The organism is Serratia inhibens (genome assembly GCF_003591175.1).
Classification (GTDB): Bacteria; Pseudomonadota; Gammaproteobacteria; order Enterobacterales; family Enterobacteriaceae; genus Serratia; species Serratia inhibens.
Map to the genome: position 1 here is coordinate 59,697 of NZ_QYYG01000003.1, position 12,667 is coordinate 72,363.

The 12,667-nt window shown below is 58.2% G+C and carries 11 protein-coding genes; 4 read left to right on the forward strand and 7 right to left on the reverse strand.

Annotated elements, in window-relative coordinates; genetic code table 11:
* Positions 1-19: 19 nt before the first annotated feature.
* The gene (gene yfiB, locus D4100_RS13055) at positions 20-517 is read left to right on the forward strand and encodes an outer membrane lipoprotein YfiB (protein ID WP_006320044.1); all 498 of its coding nucleotides are present in this window, start codon (positions 20-22) and stop codon (positions 515-517) included.
* 140 nt (positions 518-657) lie between these two features.
* The gene (gene ettA, locus D4100_RS13060; protein WP_006320042.1) at positions 658-2,325 is read left to right on the forward strand and encodes an energy-dependent translational throttle protein EttA; all 1,668 of its coding nucleotides are present in this window, start codon (positions 658-660) and stop codon (positions 2,323-2,325) included.
* A gap of 50 nt (positions 2,326-2,375) precedes the next feature.
* Here ettA and D4100_RS13065 read toward each other — a convergent pair whose 3' ends face one another.
* Complete coding sequence (locus D4100_RS13065; RefSeq protein ID WP_043912745.1) at positions 2,376-3,287, reverse strand: LysR family transcriptional regulator; 912 nt, start codon at positions 3,285-3,287, stop codon at positions 2,376-2,378.
* Between the two features lie 98 nt (positions 3,288-3,385).
* Between D4100_RS13065 and D4100_RS13070 the strand changes: the two genes are divergently transcribed.
* Positions 3,386-4,387, forward strand: a complete 1,002-nt coding sequence (locus D4100_RS13070; protein WP_119804530.1) for a zinc-binding alcohol dehydrogenase family protein — start codon at positions 3,386-3,388, stop codon at positions 4,385-4,387.
* Positions 4,388-4,420: 33 nt separating this feature from the next.
* Here D4100_RS13070 and nadR read toward each other — a convergent pair whose 3' ends face one another.
* The 3 genes from nadR to serB are packed head-to-tail and all read right to left on the reverse strand — an operon-like array spanning position 4,421 to position 8,123.
* On the reverse strand, positions 4,421-5,680 hold the full coding sequence (gene nadR / locus D4100_RS13075; RefSeq protein ID WP_006320036.1) for a multifunctional transcriptional regulator/nicotinamide-nucleotide adenylyltransferase/ribosylnicotinamide kinase NadR: 1,260 nt from the start codon (positions 5,678-5,680) through the stop codon (positions 4,421-4,423).
* 56 nt (positions 5,681-5,736) lie between these two features.
* Positions 5,737-7,122 carry a DNA repair protein RadA gene (gene radA / locus D4100_RS13080; RefSeq protein WP_006320034.1) on the reverse strand — a complete coding sequence of 462 codons (1,386 nt, stop codon included), beginning with the start codon at positions 7,120-7,122 and terminating at the stop codon, positions 5,737-5,739.
* A 23-nt stretch (positions 7,123-7,145) separates the two neighbouring features.
* Positions 7,146-8,123, reverse strand: coding sequence for a phosphoserine phosphatase (serB, locus tag D4100_RS13085; RefSeq protein ID WP_006320032.1), 978 nt, complete (start codon positions 8,121-8,123; stop codon positions 7,146-7,148).
* A gap of 104 nt (positions 8,124-8,227) precedes the next feature.
* Between serB and D4100_RS13090 the strand changes: the two genes are divergently transcribed.
* Positions 8,228-8,914: a YtjB family periplasmic protein gene (locus D4100_RS13090; RefSeq protein ID WP_119804531.1), complete on the forward strand. Its 687-nt coding sequence runs from the start codon at positions 8,228-8,230 to the stop codon at positions 8,912-8,914.
* 149 nt (positions 8,915-9,063) lie between these two features.
* Here the strand turns inward: D4100_RS13090 and deoD are convergent, their stop codons facing one another.
* The 3 genes from deoD to deoA form a co-directional block, all read right to left on the reverse strand.
* Entirely contained in the window at positions 9,064-9,795 is a 732-nt protein-coding gene (gene deoD, locus D4100_RS13095) for a purine-nucleoside phosphorylase (protein WP_006320026.1), read from the reverse strand.
* Between the two features lie 99 nt (positions 9,796-9,894).
* Positions 9,895-11,118 carry a phosphopentomutase gene (gene deoB, locus D4100_RS13100; RefSeq protein ID WP_006320024.1) on the reverse strand — a complete coding sequence of 408 codons (1,224 nt, stop codon included), beginning with the start codon at positions 11,116-11,118 and terminating at the stop codon, positions 9,895-9,897.
* 194 nt (positions 11,119-11,312) lie between these two features.
* Positions 11,313-12,638, reverse strand: coding sequence for a thymidine phosphorylase (deoA, locus tag D4100_RS13105; RefSeq protein ID WP_006320022.1), 1,326 nt, complete (start codon positions 12,636-12,638; stop codon positions 11,313-11,315).
* Positions 12,639-12,667 lie beyond the last annotated feature (29 nt).

Consider the following 12,667-nt stretch of genomic DNA (forward strand, 5'->3'; position numbering starts at 1 on the left):
TAAAACCAGGGATTTGATTATGATACAGCAAACACTAAAAAACCGTTTTTCACTGCTGGCGATAATGTTTGTCGCCTTGCTCACCCTTGCAGGGTGCCAGAGCAAACCGCAGGGCCTGACGCCCGAGCAGGTCGCGTTGTTGCAGTCTCAGGGGTTCAAACTGACGGATAACGGCTGGGAATTCGGCCTCTCCGACAAAGTGCTGTTCGGCAACAACATCGGCAAGCTGAATTCGGAAAGCACCGAAACGGTTCAGAAAATGGGCCGTGCGCTGATGAGCGTAGGCATCACCAAGTTCCGTCTGGATGGTCATACGGATAACTACGGTGAAGACAGCTACAACGACCAGCTTTCGCTGCGCCGCGCCAACGCCGTGGCCGATTTGCTGGCCAGCGTAGGCATTCCGCGCGCCAATATCGAAACCCGCGGCATGGGCAAGCGCGATCCGGTCGCCGATAATCGCACCTCCAGCGGCCGCGCGGAAAACCGCCGCGTCGCGATCGTCGTTACACCTTAATCTGCCGATATGCGCCTGTTAAAGGCGCATAAAGGGTTATACTTAGCGATCGCTGATGATGTCTGGGATCCGTGTTCGAAACGGGCTACACTCCGCAGCCAGACATCCTATAAAAACTGATATAGAGAGGCTAGAGCAACGTGGCTCAATACGTCTATACCATGCATCGCGTCGGCAAAGTGGTACCGCCGAAGCGTCACATCCTGAAAAATATCTCCCTGAGCTTCTTCCCTGGCGCCAAAATTGGCGTGCTGGGCCTGAACGGCTCCGGTAAATCCACCCTGTTGCGCATTATGGCCGGTATCGATACCGATATCGAAGGCGAAGCGCGCCCGCAACCGGGGATTAAAATCGGCTACCTGCCGCAGGAACCGCAACTCAACCTGGAACACAGTGTTCGCGAATCGGTTGAAGAAGCGATGGCAGAAGTCGTCGGTGCTCTCAAGCGACTTGATGAAGTGTACGCGCTGTACGCTGAAGAAGGAGCCGACTTCGACAAGTTGGCCGCTGAACAGGGCCGTCTGGAAGAGATTATTCAGGCTCATGATGGCCACAATCTCAACACCCAGCTTGAGCGCGCCGCCGATGCGTTGCGCCTGCCGGAGTGGGACGCCAAAATCGCCAACCTGTCCGGTGGTGAGCGCCGCCGCGTAGCGCTGTGCCGCCTGCTGCTGGAAAAACCGGACATGCTGTTGCTGGACGAACCGACCAACCACCTGGATGCCGAATCCGTGGCCTGGCTGGAACGCTTCCTGCACGACTTCGAAGGCACCGTAGTGGCGATCACCCACGACCGTTACTTCCTCGATAACGTAGCCGGCTGGATCCTGGAGCTGGACCGTGGCGAAGGCATTCCGTGGGAAGGCAACTACTCTTCCTGGCTGGAACAGAAAGACGCTCGTCTGGCGCAGGAAGCTTCAACCGAAGCCGCTCGCCGCAAGTCGATCGAGAAAGAACTGGAGTGGGTGCGTCAGGGTGCCAAAGGCCGTCAGTCTAAAGGCAAGGCCCGTCTGGCACGCTTTGAAGAGCTTAACAGCACCGAATACCAGAAACGTAACGAAACCAACGAACTGTTTATCCCACCTGGCACCCGCCTGGGCGATAAAGTGGTTGAAGTCAGCAACCTGCGCAAGTCCTACGGCGAGCGCCTGCTGATCGAAGATCTCACCTTCGCGGTACCTAAGGGAGCCATCGTTGGTATCATCGGCCCGAACGGCGCGGGTAAATCCACGCTGTTCCGCATGATGTCCGGCCAGGAACAACCTGACTCCGGCAGCATCACGCTGGGCGATACCGTCAAGCTGGCTTCGGTCGATCAGTTCCGCGACAGCATGGATAACGCCAAAACCGTGTGGGAAGAAGTTTCCGGCGGCCAGGACATCATGCGCGTGGGCAACACCGAAATGCCAAGCCGTGCCTACGTTGGCCGCTTTAACTTCAAGGGCGTCGATCAGGGCAAACGCGTGGGCGAACTGTCCGGTGGTGAGCGTGGCCGTCTGCATCTGGCCAAGCTGCTGCAGGTGGGCGGCAACGTGCTGCTGCTCGACGAACCGACCAACGACCTGGATATCGAAACCCTGCGCGCGTTAGAAAACGCCCTGCTGGAGTTCCCGGGCTGTGCGATGGTGATCTCGCATGACCGTTGGTTCCTTGACCGCATCGCTACCCACATTCTGGACTATCAGGATGAAGGTAAGGTGGAGTTCTTCGAAGGCAACTTTACCGAGTACGAAGAGTACAAAAAGCGTACTCTGGGTGCCGATGCACTGGAACCTCGCCGTATCAAGTACAAGAAAGTCACCAAGTAACATCTGGTTGGCTATCCATGCTCTCAAGCCCGCATCTTGCGGGCTTTTTGTTATCCCCAATCCAGTGCCTGTGCATAGTCCACAAAGACCGGGTGCTGGATCACCACATCGATAAAACAGGCCAGCGCCGGCGAGTTCAACTTGCGGCTCGGGTAGACCAGATACAGCTCATTCCCCTCCGCCCGCCATTCCGGCAATACTTCCACCAGCTGTTTCTGCGCCACCACCTCGCGGCTGAGGAACGCCGGCAGCAGGGTAATGCCGGCGCCGGAGATTGCACACTCGCGCGCATACAGCAGATTGTCAGTGATATGCAGCATCGGCAGTTGCCAACGGTAATACTCGTCGCCCCGACGCAGGCTCCACGCTGGCCAGGCACGGTGCGCAATGCAACGGTGCTGCTGCAACTGCTGCGGATGAAGAAGCTGCGGGAACTGCGCCAGGTAGGCCGGCGCCGCCAGCAAATAACGCGGGGCATGCCCCAGGCGGCGGCCAATCAGCGAGGAATCCTGCGGTTTGCCGGTGCGCAACGCGGCGTCATAGCCCTCTTGCACCAGATCCACCATCGCGTCGGACACCGAGACTTCGAGCGAGACATCCGGGTACTGACGCTGAAAATCCGCCGCCAATCGCGCCAGCAACGTCGCCCCCAGCCCAGCGGGCGTCGAAATGCGCAACCGGCCGCTCGGGTTGTCACGCAGCCGCTGCAAGGCCAGATCGGCGCGCTCGGCGGCGGACAACATCTCCTGACAGTGCACCAGATAGCGTTCGCCGGCGAAGGTCAGGTTGAGCTGGCGGGTGGTGCGGTTGAGCAGCCGCAAACCCAGCGTCTGCTCCAGTTGGCTGACGCGCTGGCTAACGCTGGATTTCGGCAAACCGGCGCGGTTGGCTGCGGCGGTGAAGCTGCCGCATTCGGCCACCAGCGCAAACAGCGCCATGTCCTGCAACTGTTTAAACATCATTGTTCACCTCAAGCGAACACTTAGTTATTTATTGTCCATCTTATCACTCCCCTCTCAGAGGTCTACACTGAGGGTATTCATTCTAAAGGAGCACCATCATGCCGATTAAAGCCATTGCCGTAGACCCGAAAAACCCCGCCGGTTTCATTGAAATCAGCCCGGAAAAACCTGCCCCAGGCCAATACGATCTGCTGGTGGAGGTCAAAGCGGTGTCGGTCAATCCGGTGGATACCAAAGTCCACGCCGGCCTGCAAAAAAGTGGCCTGCAGCAACCGCGTATCCTCGGCTGGGATGCCAGCGGCGTGGTGCTTGAGGTGGGCAACGGCGTCAAAGGTTTCAAAGCCGGCGATGAGGTCTGGTACGCCGGTGATATCACCCGCCCGGGCAGCAACAGCACTCAGCAGTTGATTGATTCGCGCATCGCTTCGCATAAACCGCGCAGCCTGAACTGGGCCGAAGCCGCCGCCATGCCGCTGACCGCGCTGACCGCCTGGGAAGCGTTGTTCGAGCACCTGAAAATCCAGGACGCGGCGGAAGGTAAAACCCTGCTGATTATCGGCGGTGCCGGCGGCGTTGGCTCGCTGGCGATCCCGTTCGCCGCCCAGTTGAGCAAGGTGCAGGTGATTGCCACCGCTTCACGCCCCGAGTCGGCGGCCTGGTGCCGGGAGCGCGGCGCCGATCTGGTGGTGGATTATCGTGATCTTAAAGGGAATCTGGCACAGCAGGGTATCGAAAACGTCGATTATATTCTTTGCCTGAACGATACCGATGGCCACTGGAAAGCGATCTCGGATCTGATCGCGCCGCTGGGCCACATCTGCACCATCGTGGAGAACCAACAGCCGCTCGATCAGAACGCATTGAAACTGAAAAGCGCCGCGCTGCACTGGGAATTGATGTTTACACGCAGCATGTTCGGCACGCCGGACATCGCCCAACAGGGAGAAATCCTCAGGCAGGTGGCGCAGTTGCTGGACGAAGGAAAGCTGAGCACCACACTGAGTGAAACGCTGCAGGGGCTGACGGTGGAGACCCTGACCGCCGCGCATAAAAAACTGCTCGACGGGCATATGCAGGGCAAACTGGTGATTGTTTACTGAGGCAAGAGAGGCGCAGCACGCTGCGCCTCCGGCTTATTCCGACGTGGCGCCTACCAGCCGGCTGGCATCGGCCGCCAACAGCTGTTTTACCAGTTCGACGCAGCGCAGGAAGCGTTCCTCGTAGTCGCTGGAGTCCACGTGTGCATACTCGATATTGTTGGCGCGCAGCATCTCTTCCAACAGATGCTGGAACGCCTTGCGATCGGTCGGCGCGCCGAGGCTGCGCAGGCCATCCGCCACCCACGGGGTGTTATTTTCCAGCAGGATCACCAGATCAAACCGGTACTCGTCGATCAGCGCCTGCACGAAGGGGTGTTCGCGCCCTTCGTACTTTTTGCAGAATGCCTGGGTAGTGACAAAATCGGTATCGATAAACGCCACTTTGTTGGCGTATTTCACCGCAAAGTCAACGTACTGCGCCTGCCCTAACGCAATCTTGTCGTAGTCGGAATACTGCAACGCCATCTCATCGCCACCCAGGTGCGAGAACACATAGTCGCGACCATACTCCCAGGCGCTGGTGGTGTTAAAAATGTTCGCCAGCTTGTTCACCAGCGTCGATTTGCCGCTCGACTCGCCACCGAGGATCGCCACGGTGCGCACGAAGAACGGCTTCACTTCGGTCGGAATGTAATCCCAATAGCGGAACGGATCCTGACGGATTTGGCTGCCACTGATGTTCATGAATGAGCGTTCGGGATCGATCAGAATGGTTTCCGTTGCCAGGTGCTCGCGATAACGCGGGGCGTCTTGCGTTTCGCTGGAATAGATAAAGCTCGGCACGATACCCTTCTGTTCCATGAAGGCTTTCATCCCGTCGCTCCAAACGTTCCAGCCGTGCGGATAGGGTTCGATGCCCTGCTCGTCGAACGAATGAATATGGATGTTTTTCTGGTACTTGAAGGTTTGCAGCAGCCAGCGCAGACGGTCGCTGACCGTGGGCTGTTGCGACATCGAGCTGTTCTCGAACAGTTCCCGGTCACGCGGTTCATCGTGACACAAAATCACGTGCAGCTCATCTACCTGGCTGCAAGCGCGCTGAATCAGGTAAATATGGCCGGTGTGCAGTGGGTAAAATTTACCAAACACCACACCGACCTTTTTCTCGCGGCGCGGGAATTCCAGGCCAAGAAAACGGTGCAAGGCTTCCAGTTTCTGAGCGCTTGGGCTTTTGATTTTGTCGTTCAACAGCTGGCTGAGGTAGCCTTTGGTCATGCCGCTGGCATCCGCCACCTGCTGCAGGGTACAGCTCTTCTGCTTAATAGATGCTTTCAGGTAGTCGAATTGCCGCATAATCCCTCCGTTTAATATGCTAAACAAAATAGCATATTCTGCGCATCACATGGCAATTAATAGAATTGTTCCAGCACGTCCAGGGCGTCCGCCAGCTTTTTCACGCCGAACACCTGCATATTTGCCGGCGGCTTTTTCGGTACGTTGGCGTGCGGCACGATAGCGCGCTTGAAGCCGTGCTTCGCCGCCTCGGAAATGCGCTCCTGCCCACTCGGCACCGGGCGAATCTCCCCCGCCAACCCCACTTCGCCGAACACCACCAGATCGTTCGGCAACGGGCGATCGCGCAGGCTCGACACCAGCGACATCAGCAACGCCAGATCGGCGCTGGTTTCACTGACTTTCACCCCGCCGACCACGTTCACAAACACATCCTGATCCGACATCTGCAACCCACCGTGGCGATGCAGCACCGCCAGCAGGATCGCCAGCCGGTTCTGCTCCAGACCGACCGCGACCCGGCGCGGGTTAGACATCATCGAATGATCCACCAGCGCCTGGATCTCAACCAGCAGCGGCCGGGTTCCTTCCCAGACCACCATTACCGAACTGCCGGAAGTGACTTCGTCGCCACGGCTGAGGAAGATGGCGGACGGGTTGCTGACTTCACGCAGGCCCTGCTCGGTCATGGCGAAGACCCCCAGCTCATTCACCGCACCGAAGCGGTTTTTATGGCTGCGCAGGGTGCGAAAACGGGAATCGGCATCGCCGTCCAGCAGTACCGAACAGTCGATACAGTGTTCCAGCACCTTCGGCCCGGCCAGCGAGCCGTCTTTGGTGACGTGGCCGACCATGACAATCGCCACGCCGCGCGTTTTGGCAAAGCGCGTCAGGTAGGCGGCAGTTTCCCGCACCTGCGCCACGCTGCCCGGCGAAGACTGAATATCCGCCATGTGCATCACCTGGATCGAGTCGATCACCATCAGCTTCGGCTGCTCTTGTTCGGCGATCAGGCAGATTTGCTCGATACTGGTTTCCGACAGCATGTTCAGGCCGCCGGTCGGCAACCCAAGGCGGTGAGCGCGCATCGCCACCTGTTGCAACGATTCCTCGCCGGTGACGTACAGGGTTTTCATCTGCTCGGACAGCTTGCACAGCACCTGCAACAGCAGAGTACTTTTACCGGCACCGGGGTTGCCGCCGATCAGGATCGCGCTGCCCGGCACCACGCCGCCGCCCAGTACGCGGTCAAACTCAAGAAAGCCGGTGGAAAAACGCGGCAACTCGTCCAGGCTGATGTCCGAGAGTTTTTGCACCTTGCTGATGCCGGCATCGCCGGCATAGCCGCTTAAACGCTCGGAGCGAGAAGAAGAGGACACCGCAGCCAGACGAACTTCTGTAATGCTGTTCCAGGCGTGACAAGCGCTGCACTGCCCCTGCCAGCGCGGATAATCTGCGCCGCACTCATTACATACAAACGCCCGTTTTGCCGCTTTTGCCACGTATTACCTCTTACTCAATATTTTTAGCGAACTTCGTGTTTCAGGCTGCCGGTCAGTACGCACAGCACGCCCATCAGATCGGCATGGCGAATGGACACCTGCGCCTTGTCATACACTTTCGGTTTGGCGTGGTAGGCAATGCCCAGCCCGGCCGCCTGTATCATTTTCAAATCATTGGCACCGTCGCCGATAGCCACGGTCTGCTGCGGTGGAATACCCAGCTTTTCCGCCAACGCGACCAGCGTATCGGCCTTGAACTGCGCATCAACGACCGGCCCCAGCACTTCGCCGGTCAGTTTGCCGTCGCGGATCCCCAGCTCGTTGGCCGCCACCGCCACCAGCTTCAGTTTGTCGCGCAGATACTCGGCATAGTAAGTGAAGCCGCCGGAAGCGATCGCCACATGCCAGTCCATCGCCTGCAGCTTGCGCACCAGATTGATCAACCCAGGCATCAGCGGCAGTTCATCGCGTACCTGTTTGAGGATATTGGCATCGGCACCTTTCAGCTTGCCAACGCGCTGACGCAGGCTGGCGGTAAAATCCAGCTCGCCGCGCATTGCGCGTTCGGTCACTTCCGCCACCTCCTCACCCACGCCCGCCAGCTTGGCGATTTCGTCGATGCATTCAATCTCGATCGCGGTGGAGTCCATGTCCATCACCAGCAACCCAGGGGTGCGCAAATGGGGGATCTTGCCGAGCGGCGCTACGTCCAGCCCGTTCTCCGCCGCCAGTATTTTGGCGCGCGCCGTCAGGGTACCCGCCAGCCGGACAACCTGATAGTCCTCTACGCACCAGGCGGTGACGATCACCATCGCCGCACCCAGCTTGCGCTGGAAATGAGTAATGCGCGTTTTATCCAGCTCTCTGCCATATAATAGCCAACCGGTATGGCCCGCCCGATAATCCAGCGGCATCACTTCGTCGCCGCTCAGCGAAAGGGGAAGACCCGGCCATTGAGAGATCTCTGCCGGGAGATCGCAATAGGTCAGACTATTCGACATCATTAACTCCTGAAAAAACGCTGCATGATAAAACGACGCATCAAGCTATCCTATCGCCATTGGTTCTGGCAACATAAAGTGTCCAAGATGCCCAAGGAACCTGAATGGCTCGCGCTAAACTGAAATTCCGCCTGCACCGCACCGCTATTATCCTGATTTGCCTGGCTTTGCTGGTGCTATTGATGCAGGGCGCGTCCTATTTTAGCCTGAGTCACCAGTTGGCGCGATCCGAACAGGTGGAAGAACTGGCGCAAACGCTGACCAAACAGGTGGCCTCCAGCCTGGCGCCCCTGCTCGATGACGACAGCGACGTCGACAACCAACGCGTAGATGCCATCCTCAAACAGCTTACCGACCACAGCCGCATTCTGGACGCCAGCGTCTATCAGTTGGACGGCACGCTGGTTTCCCACGCCGGTGAACAGATCAGTATACGCGATCGCCTGTCGCTTGACGGCAAACGCGCCGGCAGCTATTTCAATCACCAGTTGGTGGAATCCATTCAGGGTAAAGACGGCCCGATAGGCTTTATCCGCATTACGCTGGACACCCACGTGTTGGCGACCGAGTCCAAACAGGTGGATAACACCACCAACCTGCTGCGCCTGATGATCCTGCTGGCGCTGGCCATCGGCATTATTCTGGCGCGTACCCTGCTGCAACATCGTCGCAGCCGTTGGCAGCAATCGCCGTATCTGCTGACGGCCAATACGCCGCTGGAAGAAGGCAATACGGTGGAAGACGACGACGATGACAAGCCGCAGGATAAAGAAGAAGCGAAACAGCCTTAAGCCAGGCACATAACTTGCTCGGCATGAATAGATCGGTGAATAGATTACTGGCGCCAACTACCTGTACGGTAAAGCATTCGAAGAGAATCCTTGCGGAGGATGAATAGATTGGTGCAGAGGCGCAGCAGGATGCTGCGCCCGCAGTAGGATTACTCTTTGTCGCCCAGCAGCACGGATTCCAGCGCGATAACGATCATCTCGTTAAAAGTGGTTTGGCGCTCTGCGGCGGTGGTGGCTTCGTGACGCAGAATGTGGTCGGAAACGGTACAGATGGTCAACGCCTTGCAGCCGAACTCTTCATACAGCTCAGCCGCTACGCCGTAGATGCCGGCCGCTTCCATTTCCACGCCCAGGATGCCGTACTTCTTCATCACCTGGAACATGTCCGGATCCGGCGTGTAGAACAGATCGGCGGAGAAGATGTTACCCACGCGCGCCGGGATACCTTGCGCCGCGGCAGCGTCTACCGCGTTGCGCACCATGTCAAAGTCGGCAATCGCCGCATAGTCATGATCTTTAAAACGCATACGGTTCACTTTGGAATCGGTGCAGGCACCCATGCCGATCACTACGTCACGCAGTTTGATATCGTCGCGCACTGCGCCGCAAGAGCCCACGCGGATGATTTTTTTCACGCCGAACTCGGCAATCAGTTCACGCGCATAAATGGAGCAGGACGGGATACCCATACCGTGGCCCATTACGGAGATTTTGCGGCCTTTGTAGGTCCCGGTGAAGCCCAGCATGCCACGCACGTTGTTCACTTCCACCGCGCCTTCCAGGAAGGTTTCCGCAATGTATTTTGCACGCAGCGGATCGCCCGGCATCAGTACTACGTCAGCGAAATCACCCATTTCAGCATTAATGTGCGGCGTAGCCATAATTGTCTTCCTTCAAATCGTATTAAATAAAAACGTTAAACGTATAAGCCTTTGGACGTCGAACTGCCGCTAACAACGCTGCGGCTTGAAAGACGGGGCTTAGAACATGGATTTACCGTAATCCATCGGCGACACGCCAAAGTAACTGGCAACGGTCTGGCCGATGTCGGCAAAGGTCTCACGGTGGCCCAGCGAGCCCGGTTTCACTTTCGGGCCGTAAACCAATACCGGAATGTGCTCACGGGTGTGATCGGTGCCCGGCCAGGTCGGGTCGCAGCCGTGGTCGGCGGTGAAGATAATGATGTCTTCATCTTTCACCCGTTTCAACAGCTCCGGCAGGCGGCGGTCAAACAGCTCCAGCGCGGCGGCATAACCCGCCACGTCGCGGCGGTGACCGTAAGAAGAGTCAAAATCAACAAAGTTGGTGAACACTATGGTGTTGTCACCGGCCTTTTCCATTTCGACCAGGGTCGCGTCAAACAGCGCGTCGATGCCGGTGGCCTTCACCTTTTTGGTGATGCCGACGTTAGCGTAGATATCGGCAATTTTACCGATCGACACCACTTCACCGCCCTTCTCGTCCACCAGTTTTTTCAGCACGGTAGGTGCCGGCGGCTCTACCGCCAAATCGTGACGGTTGCCGGTACGCTGGAACTCGCCCGGCTTGTCGCCGAGGAACGGACGCGCGATCACGCGGCCAATGTTGTAACCGCCTTCGGTCAATTCTTCGCGGGCGATTTCACACAGCTCATACAGACGGTCCAGGCCGAAGGTCTCTTCGTGACAGGCAATCTGGAACACCGAATCGGCGGAGGTATAGAAAATCGGCTTGCCGGTTTTCATGTGCTCTTCGCCGAGTTGATCGAGGATCACGGTGCCGGAGGAGTGGCAGTTACCGAGGTAACCCGGCAAATTGGCGCGCTCGACCAGCTTGTCCAGCAGTTCCTGCGGGAAGCTGTTGTGCTCGTCGCTGAAATAACCCCAATCGAACAATACCGGTACGCCGGCGATTTCCCAGTGGCCTGACGGCGTATCTTTACCGGAAGACAGTTCGCTCGCATAAGCGTAGGCACCGATGATATCCGCATTGCTGTCCAGCCCCTGCGGGAAGGTGCCGGTGGATTCTTCCGCCGCTTTACCCAGGCCCAGACGGCTCAGGTTAGGCAAGGTCAGCGGGCCCTGACGGCCAACGTTGGCTTCACCGCGCGCGCAAACCTCGGCAATGTGGCCCAGAGTATCGGAACCCTTGTCGCCAAAACGCTCGGCATCTTCGCTTGCGCCGATGCCGAATGAGTCCAATACCATAATAAATGTGCGTTTCATCTGTGCTCTCCTGCGTGTTCTCACGCTATTGCGGCTGCAAAACTGCAATCGCCCTTAATTCTCTAAATTTATACCCAATGGATTTCGAGTTGTAGCTAGGCGGCTAGCGCGTGTATCCCCAGGAGCTTACTCAAGTAAGTGACTGGGGTGCGCGCGTGCAGCCAACAACGCTACAGCTTGAAAGACGAAGGGAATCACTCTTTAGTGATGCGCTTGTAAATCACTGGCGTCGCTTCCGGCGCCTTGTCGCTCAGCACCATAGCGCTGCGTACCGCTTCGGCCGCCTGCTGCCAACTCTCTTCGTCGTTGGCGTGGATCACCGCCAGCGGCTGCTGGGTATCCACTTTATCGCCCAGGCGCGCCATGCCGGTCAGGCCGACGCTGTAATCGATACTGTCGGTCGCGCGGCGACGACCGCCGCCCAGCGATACCACCGCCATGCCCAGCGCACGGGTGTCCATCGCGCTGATAATGCCCTGTTTTTCGGCGTAAACCGGCTTGCTGAGGGTCGCGGCCGGCAGATAGCTGTCGTAGCGCTCGACGAAATCGGTCGGGCCCTGTTGCGCCGCCACCATGCGGCCAAACACTTCTGCCGCTTTGCCATTGTCCAGCACAGCCTGCAGCTTGGCGCGCGCATCGGCGTCGTCTTTCGCCAGGCCGCCGGAAAGCAGCATCTCCACACACAGCGCCATCGTCACTTCCAGCAGGCGCGGGTTGCGATATTCGCCGGTCAGGAAGCGCACCGCTTCGCGCACTTCCACCGCATTGCCGGCGCTGGAGGCCAGTACCTGATTCATGTCGGTCAGCAGTGCGGTGGTTTTACACCCTGCGCCGTTGGCCACGCCAACGATCGCCTGCGCCAGATCGGCCGACAGCGCATAGGTCGGCATAAAGGCGCCGGAGCCGACTTTAACGTCCATCACCAGCGCATCCAGCCCTTCCGCCAGCTTCTTCGCCAGAATGGAGGCGGTAATCAGCGGAATGGAATCTACGGTGGCGGTAATATCGCGGGTGGCGTAGAAACGCTTGTCCGCCGGTGCCAGCGAGCTGGTCTGGCCGATAATCGCCACGCCAACGTCCTGAATAATTTTGCGGAAGGCGTTGTCGTCCGGGAAAATGTTAAAGCCCGGGATCGCCTCCAGCTTGTCCAGCGTGCCGCCGGTATGGCCCAAACCACGGCCAGAAATCATCGGCACGTAGCCGCCGCAGGCCGCCACCATCGGGCCGAGCATCAGCGAAGTGACATCGCCCACGCCGCCGGTGGAGTGCTTGTCGACCAACGGCCCATTCAGCGACAGGCTTTTCCAATCCAGTACGGTGCCGGAATCACGCATCGCCATGGTGAGCGCCACGCGCTCCGGCATGGTCATGTCGTGGAAATAAATGGTCATCGCCAGCGCGGCGATCTGACCTTCGGAAACCACATTGTCACGGATCCCATTGATGAAAAAGCGGATTTCCGCCTCACTCAACGGCTGACCGTCACGTTTTTTACGAATAATTTCTTGTGCCAGGAACAAAGCATCCCCCTGATTGAGCTAATGTAGGG

What these genes read in the sequence shown, in the direction of transcription:
- yfiB (WP_006320044.1), top strand. Translation starts at nt 20, where the DNA reads ATGATACAGCAAACACTAAAAAACCGTTTTTCACTGCTGGCGATAATG.
- D4100_RS13065 (WP_043912745.1), bottom strand. Translation starts at nt 3,287, where the DNA reads ATGATGTTTAAACAGTTGCAGGACATGGCGCTGTTTGCGCTGGTGGCC.
- D4100_RS13070 (WP_119804530.1), top strand. Translation starts at nt 3,386, where the DNA reads ATGCCGATTAAAGCCATTGCCGTAGACCCGAAAAACCCCGCCGGTTTC.
- nadR (WP_006320036.1), bottom strand. Translation starts at nt 5,680, where the DNA reads ATGCGGCAATTCGACTACCTGAAAGCATCTATTAAGCAGAAGAGCTGT.
- serB (WP_006320032.1), bottom strand. Translation starts at nt 8,123, where the DNA reads ATGTCGAATAGTCTGACCTATTGCGATCTCCCGGCAGAGATCTCTCAA.
- D4100_RS13090 (WP_119804531.1), top strand. Translation starts at nt 8,228, where the DNA reads ATGGCTCGCGCTAAACTGAAATTCCGCCTGCACCGCACCGCTATTATC.
- deoD (WP_006320026.1), bottom strand. Translation starts at nt 9,795, where the DNA reads ATGGCTACGCCGCACATTAATGCTGAAATGGGTGATTTCGCTGACGTA.
- deoB (WP_006320024.1), bottom strand. Translation starts at nt 11,118, where the DNA reads ATGAAACGCACATTTATTATGGTATTGGACTCATTCGGCATCGGCGCA.